The organism is Streptomyces sp. CB02009 (genome assembly GCF_001905825.1).
Taxonomy (GTDB): domain Bacteria; phylum Actinomycetota; class Actinomycetes; order Streptomycetales; family Streptomycetaceae; genus Streptomyces.
In genome coordinates this window covers 141032-156865 of the sequence record NZ_LIVV01000003.1, presented here as the reverse complement: position 1 = coordinate 156865, position 15834 = coordinate 141032, and the positions used below count along the sequence as shown (strand labels likewise).

11 protein-coding genes and 1 riboswitch are annotated in these 15834 nt (G+C 73.1%); of the genes, 4 read left to right on the top strand and 7 right to left on the bottom strand.

Annotation, left to right across the window (positions count from 1 at the left end; translation table 11 throughout):
- Positions 1-14: 14 nt before the first annotated feature.
- Positions 15-3083 (bottom strand): GNAT family N-acetyltransferase, encoded by a 3069-nt coding sequence (locus tag AMK27_RS13680; protein ID WP_073906339.1) that lies wholly within the window; start codon positions 3081-3083, stop codon positions 15-17.
- A gap of 325 nt (positions 3084-3408) precedes the next feature.
- Between AMK27_RS13680 and AMK27_RS13670 the strand changes: the two genes are divergently transcribed.
- Positions 3409-3690 (top strand): HPr family phosphocarrier protein, encoded by a 282-nt coding sequence (locus tag AMK27_RS13670; RefSeq protein ID WP_015036698.1) that lies wholly within the window; start codon positions 3409-3411, stop codon positions 3688-3690.
- Between the two features lie 166 nt (positions 3691-3856).
- Here the strand turns inward: AMK27_RS13670 and AMK27_RS13665 are convergent, their stop codons facing one another.
- The 4 genes from AMK27_RS13665 to AMK27_RS13650 form a co-directional block, all read right to left on the bottom strand.
- On the bottom strand, positions 3857-4540 hold the full coding sequence (locus AMK27_RS13665; RefSeq protein WP_073906338.1) for a GntR family transcriptional regulator: 684 nt from the start codon (positions 4538-4540) through the stop codon (positions 3857-3859).
- Positions 4541-4771: 231 nt separating this feature from the next.
- Positions 4772-5542 (bottom strand): M23 family metallopeptidase, encoded by a 771-nt coding sequence (locus AMK27_RS13660; protein WP_073906337.1) that lies wholly within the window; start codon positions 5540-5542, stop codon positions 4772-4774.
- Between the two features lie 12 nt (positions 5543-5554).
- Positions 5555-5720: riboswitch (cyclic di-AMP (ydaO/yuaA leader) on the bottom strand.
- 199 nt (positions 5721-5919) lie between these two features.
- The gene (locus AMK27_RS13655; protein WP_073907479.1) at positions 5920-7287 is read right to left on the bottom strand and encodes a M16 family metallopeptidase; all 1368 of its coding nucleotides are present in this window, start codon (positions 7285-7287) and stop codon (positions 5920-5922) included.
- A gap of 26 nt (positions 7288-7313) precedes the next feature.
- Entirely contained in the window at positions 7314-8672 is a 1359-nt protein-coding gene (locus tag AMK27_RS13650; protein ID WP_073906335.1) for a M16 family metallopeptidase, read from the bottom strand.
- Positions 8673-8853: 181 nt separating this feature from the next.
- Here AMK27_RS13650 and AMK27_RS13645 point away from each other — a divergent pair, with 181 nt between their 5' ends.
- Complete coding sequence (locus AMK27_RS13645; RefSeq protein WP_073906333.1) at positions 8854-11313, top strand: DNA gyrase/topoisomerase IV subunit A; 2460 nt, start codon at positions 8854-8856, stop codon at positions 11311-11313.
- A 175-nt stretch (positions 11314-11488) separates the two neighbouring features.
- Here AMK27_RS13645 and AMK27_RS13640 read toward each other — a convergent pair whose 3' ends face one another.
- Entirely contained in the window at positions 11489-12544 is a 1056-nt protein-coding gene (locus AMK27_RS13640; RefSeq protein ID WP_073906331.1) for a CobW family GTP-binding protein, read from the bottom strand.
- A 121-nt stretch (positions 12545-12665) separates the two neighbouring features.
- On the opposite strand from AMK27_RS13640, the gene AMK27_RS13635 reads away from it, so the two are divergent.
- Together AMK27_RS13635 and AMK27_RS13630 are read left to right on the top strand one after the other, a co-directional pair.
- On the top strand, positions 12666-14453 hold the full coding sequence (locus AMK27_RS13635) for a sensor histidine kinase (RefSeq protein ID WP_073906329.1): 1788 nt from the start codon (positions 12666-12668) through the stop codon (positions 14451-14453).
- Positions 14450-15139, top strand: a complete 690-nt coding sequence (locus AMK27_RS13630) for a DUF7342 family protein (RefSeq protein WP_073906327.1) — start codon at positions 14450-14452, stop codon at positions 15137-15139. Before AMK27_RS13635 ends, AMK27_RS13630 begins: the two co-directional genes overlap by 4 nt.
- A gap of 127 nt (positions 15140-15266) precedes the next feature.
- Here AMK27_RS13630 and AMK27_RS43625 read toward each other — a convergent pair.
- Positions 15267-15834 (bottom strand): solute symporter family protein (locus AMK27_RS43625; RefSeq protein WP_445194849.1); only part of this gene is annotated, 568 nt, incomplete at its 5' end.

The window sequence follows — 15834 nt, the reverse complement described above, 5'->3', positions numbered from 1 at the left end:
CCCTCTCAGGCCCTTCAGTAGCTCGGCAGGCTGCGCGGGCCGAGGTCGGTACGGGGCGGCGGCGGGGCCAGCCGCACGGTGGCGCCGAGGACGGACAGTCCGCGCGCTGCCACGACCACCGGCTCCAGGGAGACGGCGACCACCTCGGGGTGGTCGTCGACCAGCCGGGAGACCCGGAGCAGCACCTCCTCGAGGGCCGGTGTGTCGACGGGGGCGGAGCCGCGCCAGCCGAACAGCAGCGGGGCGGTGCGGAGGGAGCGGACCAGGTCGGCGACGTCCCGGTCGGTGGCCGGCACCAGCCGGTGGGCCGTGTCGCCGAGCAGCTCGGACGCGGCGCCCGCGAGACCGAAGGAGAGGACCGCGCCGACGGCCGGGTCGATGGCGGAGCGGACGACGGTGTCGACCCCCCGGGGCACCATCGTCTGGACGACCGGCAGGAGCTCCTCGGGCTTGCCGAGGACCTCGGTCAGCTCGGCGTAGGCCGTGCGGAGCTGTTCCTCGGACGCCAGATCGAGCCGTACGCCCCCGAGGTCGGGGCGGTGGCGGAGGTGGGGCGCGGTCGTCTTGAGGGCGACCGGGTAGCCGAGCCGGCCGGCGGCCGCGACGGCGGCGTCGGGGGTGGGCGCGGGCAGCGTGGGCAGGACGGCGATGCCGTAGCGGGCGAGCAGCTCCCCCGCCTGCGCGGTGTCGAGGGTCACACCGCGCGGGTCGGCGCCGTCGCCGCCGAGCACCCGCTCGATGAGCGCGGCGGCCCCGGCCTCGTCGATGTCCTCGTACTCGGGCACCCGTCCGGGTTCGGCGGCCTGGCGCCGCCACTGCCCGTACCGCACGGCCTCGGCCAAGGCCCGCACGGCCCGCTCGGCGGCGGGGTAGGAGGGGATGGTGGCGGGCGGGCCGGGGACGGGCGCGGACCCCGGGTCGGCGTCGCCGTCTCCGACGGCCCCGGCACCGGACGCGGGTGCGGGGGCGGGGGCTGACACGGCGGAGCCCGACCCGGCGGAGGCGGGCACGGCGCCGTTCGGCCCCGCGTCGGCCGTTCCGGGGACGGGGCTCTCCCCCGGGCCCACGGAGTCGGTTCCGGGGACGGTCGCGATCCCGGCGGTCCCGGGCCCGGCGGTCCCGGTCCCCGGTGCGGCCGGGAGTCCGGTCGGCCGGGATCCCGGGGCGGCGGCCGCACCCCGGCCCGGTGCCGTCGGGCGGGTGCTCGTGGCGACGGCGAGGGCCTCCGCGAGGCCGCCCATCTCCACGTGGACGACGACCACCGGCTTCGTGGGGGCCTGGGCGGAGGCGACGGCCTCGCGGAGGGAGGCGGCGAGCACCTCTCCGTCGCCGAACTCGGTGGCGCCGTTCTCCCCGACCCACGGGATCGCGTTCACCACGACCGCGTCGGAGGTCTCGTCCGCGAGGGCCGCCACGAGGGCGTCCCGGAAGTCCGCGGGTTCCGCGGCCGTCGTGAGGTCGAGCGGCCGCAGCGGGCGCAGCCCCTCCGTCAGGCAGGCGTCGTACGTGAGCAGGCCGAGGGACTCGGAGTTGCCGAGGATCGCGACCCGGGGACCGGCGGGCAGTGGCTGGGCGGCGAGCAGCACTCCGGCGTCCACCAGCTCGGTGACGGTGTCGACGCGGATGACGCCGGCCTGGCGGAGGAGCGCGGAGACCGTGGCGTGCGGGATGCGGGTGACCGGCACGCGGTGTCCGGGCGGCGCGCTGCCGCTGTGCCGGGCGCCCTTGACGACGACGACCGGCTTGACGGCGGCGGTGCGGCGCGCGAGCCGGGTGAACTTCCGGGGGTTGCCGATCGACTCCAGGTAGAGCAGGACGACATCCGTGCCGGGGTCGTCGTACCAGTGCTGGAGGAAGTCGTTGCCGGAGACGTCGGCGCGGTTGCCGGCCGAGATGAAGGAGGAGAGCCCGGCGCCCCGCCGGTGGAGTCCGGCGAGGAGGGCGATGCCGATGGCGCCGGACTGGGTGAAGAGCCCGATCCGCCCGGCGGCGGGCGTCTGCGGGGCGAGGGAGGCGTTGAGCCGGACGTCGGCGGCGGTGTTGATGATCCCGAAGGCGTTCGGGCCGATGATCCTCATGCCGTACGAGCGGGCCTGCCGGACCAGCTGGCGCTGCCGCTCGCGCCCGTCGGCCCCGCTCTCGGCGTATCCGGCGGAGAGGACGACCAGACCCTGGACGCCGTGCTCGCCGCAGTCGGCGACGACCTCCGGCACCCGTTCGGCGGGGACGGCGACGATCGCGAGGTCGACGGGTTCGCCGATGGCCGCGACGGAGGGGTGGGCGGGGACGCCGTCGAACGCGACGGGGCCGCCGTTCCCGGCGAGCGAGGCGTTGACCGCGTACACGCGTCCGGTGTACCCGGCGGCGAGGAGGTTGCGGAGGACCGTCCGGCCGACGCCGCCCGGTGCGCGCCCGGCGCCGACGACGGCGACGGACCGGGGGGTGAGGAGGCGCTGCACGGAGCGGGCCTCGGCCCGCTGCTCCCGCGCGCGCTGCACGGCCAGGGAGCGGTCGGTGGGTTCGAGGTCGAGGTGGAGCCGGACGGCCCCGTCCTCGAAGCTGCGCTTCTGGGTGTAGCCCGCGTCGGTGAACACCTTGATCATCTTGTTGTTGGCGGGGAGCACCTCGGCGGCGAAGCGCCGGATGTCCCGCTCGCGCGCGACGGCCGCGATGTGTTCGAGCAGGGCGGAGGCGACGCCGCGCCCCTGGTGGGCGTCCTGGACGAGGAAGGCGACCTCGGCCTCGTCGGCCGGGGCGGAGGCGGGCAGGCCCCGGTCGTTGATGCGGTCGTAGCGCACGGTGGCGATGAACTCGCCGCCGACGGTCGCCGCGAGGCCGACCCGGTCCACGAAGTCGTGGTGGGTGAAGCGGTGCACGTCCTTGGCGGACAGCCGCGGGTAGGGGGCGAAGAAGCGGTAGTACTTCGACTCGTCCGAGACCTGCTCGTAGAAGCTGACGAGGCGGTCGGCGTCGTCGGCCGTGATGGGCCGGATGCGCGCGGTGCCGCCGTCGCGGAGCACCACGTCCGCTTCCCAGTGGTCGGGGTAGTCGTGCTCCGGCAGCTGGTCCGACGCGCTCTGCATGGGGTCAGCCTACGACCGCCGCACGGTGGGGGCACGGGCCGCGTCACGGGTCACGGCACGGGTCACGGCACAGGTCTCGTCACGGCGAGGGCGAGGGGCGCGTCACGGCGAGGGCGAGGGGCGCGGTACGGCGGACGCACGCGCCGCGACACGGGAGCGGCACCGCTCGCGCGGCGGGGGTCCGCCGTGCAAGGTAGGGAGCACGCCGGGCACGGCGAGGGAGGGCCGAAGGGCGGTCCGATCCGGGCCGAAGGTCGGCGCGAGCACGCAGCATCCCGTGAGAGACTGGTCTAGACAACCCGCTTGAGACTTGAAGGGCAACACCATGGCTGAGCGCCGCGTCAACGTCGGCTGGGCCGAGGGCCTCCACGCCCGCCCCGCGTCCATCTTCGTCCGTGCCGCCACGGCTTCCGGCGTTCCGGTGACGATCGCCAAGTCCGACGGCACCCCGGTGAACGCCGCCTCCATGCTCGCGGTGCTCGGCCTGGGCGCGCAGGGCGGCGAGGAGATCGTCCTCGCTTCGGAGGCCGACGGCGCCGAGGCCGCTCTGGACCGCCTGGCGAAGCTGGTCGCCGAGGGCCTGGACGAGCTTCCCGAGACCGTCTGATCCGGGTCGACCCCCTTCGCACGGCGAATGGCCGTGGCCGCCGGAATTTCGGCGGCCACGGCCATTCGCTTTTCCGCAGCCCCCTCTTTCCGGGCGGCACGGCCCTCTTTCAGGGCAGCACGAAGCAGCGGCGTCGAATTCCTATTCCATGTATACGATGCGCGCGTTAATTCTGGGAACTCGCCGTGTTGACTGCGTGTTGCGAAACCCTCACACGGCCGCGGTCAGGCCGCTTGAGGCGGTGCAGCGACTGCGAGCGCTCCGCGTGCAGCGCGGTCAGCGTCCGCGCCCGCTCGGCGTCACCGCGCGCCACGGCGTCCACGATCGCGCCGTGCTCGGCCCAGGCCTCCACCGGCCGCTCGGGCTGGTCGACGGTGTACATCCAGGCGATCTTGTGCCGCAGCTGGGTCAGCAGCGCCGTCAGGGCCGGGCTGCCGGAGGCCTGCGCGAGCGTCTCGTGGAACCAGCCGCCGAGCGAGCGCAGATCGTCGCCCTGCCCGCGCCTGGCCCGCTCCTGCCCCAGCCTGACCAGGCCGCGCAGCACCTTGAGATGAGCCTCCGTGCGCCGCTGGGCGGCGCGGGCCGCCCCCAGCGGTTCGAGCAGCGCCCGCATGTCGAGCAGATCGGCGGCCTCCTGCTCGGTGGGCTCGGAGACATGCGCCCCGGCGTGGCGGCGGGAGACGACGAAGCCCTCGGACTCCAGGGTGCGCAGGGCCTCGCGGACCGGGACGCGGGACACCCCGTACCGGCGGGCCAGCTGGTCCTCGGTCAGCCGGCCGCCCCGCTCGAAGACGCCGGAGACGATGTCGTCCCGGATCGCCGTGCATACCGAGTGCGCGGGAATGCGCATGTCCGACCTCCGCCTTTGGTCTGCGCGAGTCAATTACGACGACGCCTGTTCTGCGCCCGATCTGCGACTCTATTGCAGCACGCCGGAATTTCCGATGCCCCGGCGGAATATCGATGTCCCGCGACCGACGAAAAGCCCCGGCTCTGTACGAGCCGGGGCTTTTGCGATGCGGGGGGGGGCGGCAGCGGAACCGCCGGTCCTGCGTGAGGGGCTCCCTGGGACCGCCCCGGGTCAGACGTTGACGCCGCGGGCGCGCAGGTACGAGACCGGGTTGATGTCGGAGCCGTACTCGGCCGTCGTCCGCGCCTCGAAGTGGAGGTGCGGGCCGGTCGAGTTCCCGGTCGAGCCCGAGATGGCGATCCGCTCACCGGGCTCGACGGTCTGGCCGACGTAGACCCCGATGGAGGAGAGGTGACCGTACTGGGTGTACGTGCCGTCGTTCATCCGGATGACGATGTTGTTGCCGTACGCGCCGCCCCAGCCGGCCTCGACGACGGTGCCCGAGCCGACGGAGACGACGTTGCTGCCGTAGGCGGCGTGGAAGTCGATGCCGGAGTGGCTGCCGGAGGACCAGAGCGAGCCGCCGGTCTTGTAGCCGGTGGACACGTACGTGCCCTCGACGGGCAGCTGGAAGGAGGCCAGGCGGCGGCGCTCGGCCTCACGGGCCGCACGCTGCTCCGCCTCGCGGATCTCCTTGGCGCGGGCCTCGGCCTTGCGCTTCGCCTCGGCCTTGGCCTTCGCCTTGGCGGCGACCTCGAAGGCCTCCTGCTCCTGGGCGGCGGCCTGGGCGTCGATCCGCTCGGCCAGCGAGTCCTCGGTGATCACCTTGATGAGGCCGGTGTCCTCGGGCGAGCGGGTGTCCGTGTCGGCGGCGAGCGCCGGGGAAGCGAGGGTTCCGATGACGCCGGTGGTGGCGAGCGTCGCTACGCCGGCGATGCCCGCGCCGCGGCGCGCCATCCGGCTCGGAGCACGATGCTTCCCGGTGGCACGGGTGAACGCCATGTAGGGGCTGATCCTTTCCTTCCCTCTCGCCTACCGGGTTAGCTGACGGGTTCGGAGCAGGAAGGTCTCCTACGGGCCCCTCCGTACGAGACGAAGGCGCCCGATTCACCCCAGGGACTGCGTGTGGGTCCCCGGCTCCCCAGGCTCGCGCCTGACGGGGACTCGGCGATGTCTGTCCGATGCCGCGGGTGCGGCACGTGCAACTGACGAACAGACGGCCTGACGCTATGCGGATCGTCTTTCAATCACCAACCGGACAAGCAATTTGTAAGACATGCCACAAGGCATACAGTCACCATGTTCCCAATACGGACAAAGAGGAGGACCCCGACGAACCATGCCGTCGAGGTCCTCCCATGCCGTGAAGGCGGCGTGAATCAGCCGGTCACGACGGTCACTTCACCGATCCCGAGCGCGCGCACCGGCTCCGCGATCTCCGACGCGTCGCCGACGAGCACGGTGACGAGACGGTCCACCGGGAAGGCGCTGACCACGGCCGCGGTCGCCTCGACCGTGCCCGTCTCGGCCAGCCGGGCGTACAACTGGGCCTGGTAGTCGTCCGGGAGGTGCTGCTCGACCTGGTCGGAGAGCGTCCCCGCGACCGATGCGGCGGTCTCGTACTTGAGCGGCGCGACCCCCACCAGGTTCTGCACGGCCGTCTCCCGCTCGGCGTCGGTGAGACCCTCGGCGGCCAGCGTCCGCAGCACCTTCCACAGGTCGTCAAGCGCCGGGCCGGTGTTGGGCGTGTCCACGGAACCGCTGATGGCGAGCAGCGAGGCACCGTTCCCCCGGCCGTCCGAGCGGAGCACCTGCCCGAAGGCCCGCACGCCGTACGTGTAGCCCTTCTCCTCGCGCAGGACCCGGTCGAGCCGCGAGGTGAGGGTGCCGCCGAGGCAGTACGTGCCCAGGACCTGGGCCGGCCAGACGCTGTCGTGGCGGTCGGGTCCGACCCGGCCGATCAGCAACTGGGTCTGGACGGCGCCGGGACGGTCCACGATGACGACCCGTCCGGTGTCGTCGGCGGTGATCGGCGGCATCGGGAGCGGCTCGGCGGACTCGCCGGTCCAGGCGCCCAGGGTCTCGGCGAGGACCTTGTCCAGGTCGACCCCCGTGAGGTCGCCGACGACCACGGCGGTGGCCGTGGCGGGCCGGACGTACGCCTCGTAGAAGGCGCGGACCGCGGCGGCGTCGATCGCCTCGACGGTCTCCTCGGTGCCCTGGCGCGGCCGGGACATCCGGGCCCCGGCCGGGAACAGCTCCTTGGAGAGCTGCTTGGCGGCGCGGCGGGCCGGGTTGGCCGTCTCGTGCGGGATCTCGTCGAGGCGGTTGCGCACCAGGCGCTCGACCTCGGTCTCGAGGAACGCCGGCGCGATCAGGGCCTCGGAGACGAGGCCGAGCGCCTTGGGCAGCCGGGAGACGGGAACCTCCAGGGAGACCCGTACGCCCGGGTGGTCGGCGTACGCGTCGAGCGTGGCGCCGCAGCGCTCCAGCTCGGCCGCGAAGTCCTCGGCGCTCTGCTGGTCCGTGCCCTCGAAGAGCGCGCGGGCCATGATGGTCGCGACACCGTCGAGACCGGCGGGCTCGGCGTCGAGCGGGGCCGGCAGGAAGATCTCCACGGCCACGACCTGCTGGCCGGGGCGGTGGCTGGTGAGCACCGTCAGGCCGTTGTCCAGGGCGCCGCGGTCCGGGGCCGGGAAGGCCCAGGGCCGGGCGGTGCCGGGCGTCGGCTGCGGGTGGAAGTCCATGCTCGTCAAAGACGCGGCGGCGTCGGTCACTGGTCCGCTCCCTCTTCCTCGTCGTCGCCGTCGGCGCTCTCGCTCTGTTCGGCCGCCAGCGGCTCGTAGACCAGCACCGCGCGGTTGTCGGGGCGCAGCGTGGCCGCGGCGACCTCCCGCACCTCGTCGGCGGTGATCGCCAGGACGCGGTCGACGGCGGTCAGCGCGAGCTGCGGGTCGCCGAACAGCACCGCGAACCGGCACAGTTCGTCGGCGCGGCCCGCGACGGTGCCGAGCCGGTCGAGCCACTCGCGCTCCAACTGGGCCTGCGCGCGCTCCATCTCCTCGGGCGTGGGGCCCTCGGCGGCGAACCGGGCGAGCTCCTCGTCGACGGCCGCCTCGATCTGCGGGACCTCGACCCCGCCGGAGGTCTTGACGTCCAGCCAGCCGAGCGAGGGCGCGCCCGCGAGCCGCAGCATGCCGAAGCCGGCGGCGACGGCCGTGCGGTCGCGGCGGACCAGGCGGTTGTGCAGCCGGGAGGACTCGCCGCCGCCGAGGACCGTCAGGGCCAGGTCGGCGGCGTCGCACGCGCGCGTGCCGTCGTGCGGCAGCCGGTAGGCGGCCATCAGCGCGCGGGCCGGGACCTCCTCCTCGACGACCTCGCGCAGCTGCTCGCCGATGACCTCGGGCAGGTCGCCGGAGCGCGGTGCGGGCTTGCCGTCGTGGCCGGGGATGGAGCCGAAGTACTTCTCGACCCAGGCGAGGGTCTGCTCCGGGTCGATGTCCCCGACGATCGACAGCACGGCGTTGTTCGGGGCGTAGTACGTGCGGAAGAAGCTCCGCGCGTCCTCCAGGGTGGCCGCGTCCAGGTCGGCCATCGACCCGATCGGCGTGTGGTGGTACGGGTGCCCCTCCGGGTAGGCCAGGGCGGTCAGCTTCTCGAAGGCCGTGCCGTACGGCACGTTGTCGTAGCGCTGGCGGCGCTCGTTCTTGACGACGTCCCGCTGGTTCTCCATGGACTCGTCGTCGAGGGCGGCGAGCAGCGAGCCCATGCGGTCGGCCTCCAGCCAGAGCGCGAGCTCCAGCTGGTGGGTGGGCATGGTCTCGAAGTAGTTGGTGCGCTCGAAGCTCGTCGTGCCGTTGAGCGAACCGCCCGCACCCTGCACGAGCTCGAAGTGCCCGTTGCCGTGGACCTGCTTCGAGCCCTGGAACATCAGGTGCTCGAAGAGGTGGGCGAGGCCCGTGCGGCCCGGGACCTCGTGCCGCGAGCCGACGTCGTACCAGAGGCAGACCGCGGCGACCGGGGTCAGGTGGTCCTCCGAGAGCACCACGCGCAGGCCGTTCGCCAACCGGTGCTCGGTCGCTGTCAGGCCGCCGGAGCCGGCCTCGGCCGTGGCCGTGTGACCCATGGGCATGTACGTCCCTTCGATCGCGATGTGAAAAAGTCCTGCCACTGTATGCAAGCGCGCCGACACCTGGCGAAGTTCCCGCCCCCGGGAGATGTCCCTCTTCCGGGTCGCGGTCGGCGTTGTCGGTGGCACGGTCCACAATGGTCCGCGTCAGATCAACCATGTTGGTGAAGGAGCCGCAGCCGCGATGGCCCGCCGCAGCACGAAGACACCGCCGCCGGACGACGCGTTCGAGGAGCGAATCCTCGACATCGACGTTGTCGACGAGATGCAGGGCTCCTTCCTCGAGTACGCGTACTCGGTGATCTATTCGCGTGCCCTCCCGGACGCCCGTGACGGCATGAAGCCCGTCCAGCGACGCATCGTCTTCCAGATGAACGAGATGGGGCTCCGGCCCGACCGGGGCTTCGTCAAGTGCGCCCGAGTCGTCGGCGAGGTGATGGGCAAGCTCCACCCGCACGGCGACGCGTCGATCTACGACGCCATGGTCCGCATGGCACAGCCCTTCTCCATGCGGCTCCCCCTGGTCGACGGCCACGGCAACTTCGGTTCCCTGGGCAACGACGACCCGCCGGCCGCCATGCGGTACACCGAGTCCCGGATGGCCCCGGCCGCCCTGCTCATGACCGAGTCCATCGACGAGGACACGGTCGACTTCTCGCCGAACTACGACGGCCAGGAGCAGGAGCCGGTGGCACTGCCCGCCGCCTACCCGAACCTGCTGGTCAACGGCGCGTCGGGCATCGCGGTCGGCATGGCGACCAACATGCCCCCGCACAACCTCGGCGAGGTGATCGCGGCCGCCCGCCACCTGATCCGCCACCCGGGCGCCGACCTCGAGACGCTGATGCGCTTCGTGCCCGGACCCGACCTGCCGACCGGCGGCCGGATCGTCGGCCTCTCCGGCATCAAGGACGCGTACGAGTCGGGCCGCGGCTCGTTCAAGATCCGCGCCACGACCAGCGTGGAGACGGTGACGGCGCGCCGCAAGGGCATCGTCGTGACCGAGCTGCCGTTCACGGTCGGCCCCGAGAAGGTCATCTCCAAGATCAAGGACCTGGTCGGCTCCAAGAAGCTCCAGGGCATCGCGGACGTCAAGGACCTGACCGACCGCAGCCACGGTCTGCGCCTGGTCATCGAGATCAAGAACGGCTTCGTGCCCGAGGCCGTCCTGGAGCAGCTCTACAAGCTGACGCCGATGGAGGAGTCCTTCGGCATCAACAACGTGGCGCTGGTGGACGGCCAGCCGCTGACGCTCGGCCTCAAGGAGCTCCTGGAGGTCTACCTCGACCACCGCTTCGAGGTCGTCCGGCGCCGCTCCGAGTTCCGCCGCACCAAGAAGCGCGACCGGCTCCACCTGGTGGAGGGCCTGCTCGTCGCCCTGCTCGACATCGACGAGGTCATCCGGCTGATCCGGGAGAGCGAGAACTCGGCGCAGGCCAAGGAGCGCCTGATCGAGCGCTTCTCGCTCAGCGAGATCCAGACGCAGTACATCCTGGACACCCCGCTGCGCCGCCTCACCAAGTTCGACCGGATCGAGCTGGAGACCGAGCAGAACCGGCTCAACGGCGAGATCGACGAGCTGACCGGGATCCTCGACTCCGACGCGGAGCTACGGAAGCTGGTCTCGGCGGAACTGGCCGCGATCGCGAAGAAGTTCGCCACGGACCGGCGCACGGTCCTGCTCGAGTCGGCGGGCGCGCCCGTCGCGGCCGTCTCCCTGGAGGTCGCGGACGACCCGTGCCGCGTGCTGCTCTCCTCGACCGGGCTGCTGGCCCGTACGGCGAGGGCGGAGCTGCCGCCGGTCGACCCGGACGCCACCCGCGTCAAGCACGACGTGATCCTGTCGGCGGTGGCCGCCACCCAGCGCGGTGACATCGGCGCGGTGACCTCGTCCGGCCGGCTGCTCCGGATCGCGGTGATCGACCTGCCGCAGCTCCCGGACACCGCGTCCGCGCCGAACCTGGCGGGCGGCGCGCCGCTGTCCGAGTTCCTCTCCCTGGAGGCGGACGAGACCGTGGTCTGCCTGACCACGCTCGACGAGGGCTCGCCGGGGCTCGCCCTGGGCACCCTGCAGGGCGTGGTGAAGCGCGTGGTCCCGGACTACCCGGCGAACAAGGACGAGCTGGAGGTCATCACCCTCAAGGAGGGCGACCGGATCGTCGGCGCGACCGAGCTGCGGACGGGCGAGGAGGACCTGGTCTTCATCACCTCCGACGCCCAGCTCCTGCGCTACCCGGCCGCGCAGGTACGGCCCCAGGGCCGGCCGGCCGGCGGTATGGCGGGCGTCAAGCTGGCGGACGGCGCGGACGTGCTCTCGTTCACGGCGGTCGACCCGGCGGCGGACGCCGTCGTCTTCACCGTCGCGGGCTCCACGGGCACGCTCGACTCCTCGGCGGGTACGTCGGCGAAGCTGACGCCCTTCGACCAGTACCCGCGCAAGGGACGCGCGACCGGCGGCGTCCGCTGCCAGCGCTTCCTGAAGGGCGAGGACGTCCTGATCCTGGCCTGGGCGGGCACCACCCCGGCCCGCGCCGCGCAGAAGACCGGCACCCCGGTGGAGCTCCCGGACGTCGACCCCCGCCGCGACGGCTCGGGCACCCCGCTCGCCCGCCCTGTGGACGTGGTGGCAAGCCCGGCCTCCTGACCGAACCGAACCCCGAGAGAGACCCCGCGCAACCGGCAACCGCCGCTCGCACGGGGTCTCTTGCCATACCGGGCCACGGAGGGACCCGCCCCTCCCCGAGTGAAGGACCCTCGCCCGCCGCGTGTCGCGGTCCGGTCAGGTCAGGTCAGGTCAGGTCAGGTCAGGTCAGGTCAGGTCAGGCGGGCTCGTCCTCCGTCCGTTGCACGTACCGCAGGACACCCCACATGCTCGGCTCGTCGGGGGTGTCCTGCGGCCCGTTCTGCTCGCACTGCGCCAGCTCCTTGCGCAGACCGGCCGCGTCGACGCCGGACCCGATCAGGACGAGCTGGGTGAGCCGCTCCTCGCCCTCGGGCCACCGCTCGGGGTAGAAGCGCAGGAAACGGCCCACCGCGTGCACGGCGTAGCGGTTGTCGGGATCGGCGGCGCCGAAGTCGACGAAGCCCTTGATCCGGTAGAGCCCCTCGGGCCGCGCGTCGAGGAAGGCCATCAGCCGGCGCGGGTGGAGCGGTCCGGCGGCGGTCAGGGAGACGGTCTCGTAGGACGCGTGGGGGTGGGCCCGCGGGTCGCCGTCGCCGTCCTCCGTCCCGTACAGGATGTCCTCGATCGACATCTGCCCCTCGATCTCCCCTTCGGGGACGACCCGGTCGAAGAGCAGCTCCGGGTCGATCCGCCCGTGCGTGGTGCCCACGACCACGGCCTTCCCGGCGAGACCCCCCACCGTCTCGTGGACGGCGAGCAGCTCGGCGTCGGAGACCCGGTCGGTCTTGTTCACGACCACGAGGTCGGCGATCGTCAGGTGCCGGTCGGTCTCGGGGTGCCGCTCCCGGGTCGCGGAGAACTCGGCCGCGTCGACGACCTGGACGAGCCCGCCGTACACGATCCGCTCGTTCTCGCTGGCGAGGACCATGCGGACCAGTTCCTGCGGCTCGGCAAGGCCGCTCGCCTCGATCACGATCACATCGAGCCGGGACTCGGGGCGGGTGAGGACCTCCAGGTACTCGTCGAGCTCGCTCGCGTCGACGGCGCAGCACAGGCAGCCGTTGCCGAGGGAGACGGTGGAGCCGACCTGCCCGGCGATTCTCATCGCGTCGATGCCGATGTCGCCGAAGTCGTTCACCATGACGCCGATGCGGGTCCCCCGGGAGCTGCGCAGCAGATGGTTCAGGAGCGTGGTCTTCCCCGCCCCGAGAAACCCGGCCAGGACGACGACGGGGATCTGCTGCGTGGTCAAGGGACGTGCCTCCGGTTCCTTCGGGTCCCACGGCTGTGGGATCCCCAGAATAGGTTTCCGCACGGACACCCGTGCCGGCGCCATTTCCGGTCCCGGGGCGTGGCCGCTTACGGTTTCCGGCATGAGCCCCGCACAGACCAGCCCTCCGCGCCCGCGTGCGCGCCGTCGGCGGTTCGGCTGGCCGCAGCGGGTGTTCTCGCAGGTCCTGCTGATGCAGCTGGCCATCGCGACCGGTGTCACGGTCCTCGCCACCGGGCTCTTCCTGGCCCCGCTCAGCGCCCAGCTGGACGACCAGGCCATGCGGCGGGCCCTGGCGATCGCGGGGACCACGGCATCCCCCCGGCTGGCCGCGGACCTCACGGGTACGCAGCCGTCGGCGCGGGGGCCGGTGCAGACGGAGGCCGAGCGGATCCGGACCTCCACCGGCGCCGAGTACGTCGTCGTCATGGACACGCGCGGGGTGCGCTGGTCGCACACCGATCCCGCCGCGATCGGCAGGCGCGTCTCCACCGATCCGACCGACGTCCTCGCCGGGCGCAAGGTGATGGAGATCGACAGCGGCACCCTGGGCCGCTCGGCGCGCGGCAAGACGCCGCTGCGGGACGCGGACGGGCGCATCGTCGGCGCGGTCTCGGTCGGCATCGAGTACGACAGCGTCCGCGACCGGCTCCTCGCGGCGATCCCTGGCCTCCTCGCCTACGCGGGCGGGGCGCTCGCGGCCGGTGCCCTGGCCGCCTACCTGATCTCCCGGCGCCTTCAGCGGCAGACCCACGACCTGGCCTTCTCCGACATCTCGGCGCTCCTCGCCGAACGCGAGGCCATGCTGCACGGTATCCGCGAGGGGGTCGTGGCCCTGGACCGCAACGGGTCCGTCCGGCTCATGAACGACGAGGCGCAGCGGCTCCTGGGCCTCGGCCCCGAGGCGGCCGGCCGGCCGCTCGACGAGGTCCTCGGCCGGGGCCGTACCGCCGACGTCCTGGCGGGCCGGGTGACGGGCGAGGACCTGCTGACCGTCCGCGGGCACCGGGTGCTCATCGCCAACCGGATGCCGACGGACGACGGCGGCGCCGTGGCGACCCTCCGTGACCGCACCGAGCTGGAGCGGCTCGGGCGCGAGCTGGACTCCACGCGGGGTCTGATCGACGCCCTGCGCGCCCAGGACCACGAGCACGCCAACCGAATGCACACCCTCCTGGGGCTCCTGGAACTGGAGATGCACGAGGAGGCGGTCGAGTTCGTCACCGAGGTGGTCGGCGTGCACCGGGCCACCGCCGAGCAGGTCACGGAGAAGGTCCACGATCCGCTGCTCGCGGCGCTCCTGGTCGGCAAGGCGACCGTCTCCGCCGAGCGGGGCGCCTCGCTGCGGCTCACCCCCGACTCGCTGCTGCCGGACCTGCTCGTCGACCCGCGCGAGCTGGTCACCGTCGTCGGCAATCTGGTCGACAACGCCCTGGACGCCGTCGCGGGCACCCCGGGCGCCCGTATCGACGTCTCGTTCCGCGCCGAGGGGCGTACGGTCGTGCTGCGGGTCGCGGACAGCGGTCCGGGCGTTCCCGAGGAGCGCCGCGAGCTGATCTTCACCGAGGGCTGGTCCACGAAGGCTCTTCCCTCGCACGGAAAGCGCGGCCTCGGTCTCCCCCTGGTCCGCCGGCTGGCCGAGCGCCGGGGCGGCACCGCGCGGGTCGCCGACGGTCTCGACGGCGGCGCGGAGTTCACGGTCGTCCTCCCGGACGCCCTGACCGAACCGGACCCGGTACCGGACGTGCCGGCCGCGGGGCCGGAATCCGCGGCGGACACGGCTGCCCGGGGCCCGGAAGCCGCAGCGGAGGCGGCCCTCCGGGGCCCGGAAGCCGCAGCGGACCCGGCCCTCCGGGGGCCGGATCCGGAGCCCGTCGAGGAGGCCCGATGATCGACGTCCTGGTCGTCGACGACGACGTGCTGGTCGCCCGGATCAACGCCGCCTACGTCACCAAGGTGCCCGGCTTCCGCGTCGCCGCCACCGCCCACTCCACCGCCGAGGCGCTCGCCGCCCTGGACGAGCGGCCGGTGGACCTGATCCTCCTGGACCACTACCTTCCCGACGAGAACGGGCTGGCCGCCGTACGGGAGCTCCGCGCGCGCGGCCACCAGTGCGACGTGATCATGGTGACGGCGGCGCGGGACGTGGCCACCGTGCAGGCGGCGATGCGGCACGGAGCCCTCCAGTACCTGGTCAAGCCGTTCAACTTCGCCGGTCTCCGCGCCAAGCTGGAGGCGTACGCGACGCTCCGCCGCACCCTGGAGAGCGGCGGCGAGGCGGAGCAGGCCGAGGTGGACCGGATCTTCGGGGTCCTCTCGGCGGGCTCCGTGGCCCCGGACCTGCCGAAGGGCCACTCCCCCACCACGGCCGAGCTGGTCCGCCAGGTGCTGCTCGCCTCCGGTGGGCCGCTGTCCGCCCAGGAGATCGCCGAGCGGGCCGGCGTCAGCCGCCAGACCGCACAGCGCTACCTCAAGCTCCTCGAACGCACCGGAAGGGTCCGCCTCTCCCTCCGGTACGGCGAGACGGGCCGCCCGGAGCACCGCTACGCCTGGGCGACCTCGCCGACCACCGGCTGAGCCCCGCGGAGGCCAGGGAGGCCCGGGGGGGGCCGCGGAGGCCCGCGGAGGCCAGGGAGACCGCAGAGGCCCGGCTCCCGGGGCTTCGTCGGGCGGCGCCGGACGGAGGCCCGGATCCCCTGCTTCGTCAGGCGGCGCCGGCGCCGGTGAGCGACCGGACCTCGGCCTCGGCATGGCGCGCCTCGTCGGGCGGCTCGGCCGACGTCACGGTCCCGATCCATCCGGCGAGGAAGCCCAGCGGAATGGAGACCGCTCCCGGGTTCTGCAACGGGAAGAGATGGAAGTCGACACCGGGGAACAGCGATTCGGGGCTCCCGGAGACCACCGGCGAGACCAGGACCAGCACCACCGCCGGGATCAGACCGCCGTACACCGACCAGACCGCGCCGCGCGTGGTGAACCTCCGCCAGAACAGCGAGTAGAGCAGCACCGGCAGGTTGGCGGAGGCCGCGACCGCGAAGGCCAGCCCGACGAGGAAGGCCACGTTGAGGTCGCGGGCGAGCAGCCCCAGGCCGATCGCGGCCGCGCCGATCCCCGCGGCGGCGATCCGGGCCACGGTCACCTCGCTGTACTGCTTCGCGTGCCGGCGGCGCAGCGAGGCGTACAGGTCGTGGGCGACGGAGGCGGAGGAGGCCAGGGTGATCCCCGCGACGACGGCGAGGATCGTCGCGAAGGCGACGGCCGCGACGATCGCG

What these genes read in the sequence shown, in the direction of transcription:
- AMK27_RS13680 (WP_073906339.1), bottom strand. Translation starts at nt 3,083, where the DNA reads ATGCAGAGCGCGTCGGACCAGCTGCCGGAGCACGACTACCCCGACCAC.
- AMK27_RS13670 (WP_015036698.1), top strand. Translation starts at nt 3,409, where the DNA reads ATGGCTGAGCGCCGCGTCAACGTCGGCTGGGCCGAGGGCCTCCACGCC.
- AMK27_RS13665 (WP_073906338.1), bottom strand. Translation starts at nt 4,540, where the DNA reads ATGCGCATTCCCGCGCACTCGGTATGCACGGCGATCCGGGACGACATC.
- AMK27_RS13660 (WP_073906337.1), bottom strand. Translation starts at nt 5,542, where the DNA reads ATGGCGTTCACCCGTGCCACCGGGAAGCATCGTGCTCCGAGCCGGATG.
- AMK27_RS13655 (WP_073907479.1), bottom strand. Translation starts at nt 7,287, where the DNA reads ATGGACTTCCACCCGCAGCCGACGCCCGGCACCGCCCGGCCCTGGGCC.
- AMK27_RS13650 (WP_073906335.1), bottom strand. Translation starts at nt 8,672, where the DNA reads ATGCCCATGGGTCACACGGCCACGGCCGAGGCCGGCTCCGGCGGCCTG.
- AMK27_RS13645 (WP_073906333.1), top strand. Translation starts at nt 8,854, where the DNA reads ATGGCCCGCCGCAGCACGAAGACACCGCCGCCGGACGACGCGTTCGAG.
- AMK27_RS13635 (WP_073906329.1), top strand. Translation starts at nt 12,666, where the DNA reads ATGAGCCCCGCACAGACCAGCCCTCCGCGCCCGCGTGCGCGCCGTCGG.
- AMK27_RS13630 (WP_073906327.1), top strand. Translation starts at nt 14,450, where the DNA reads ATGATCGACGTCCTGGTCGTCGACGACGACGTGCTGGTCGCCCGGATC.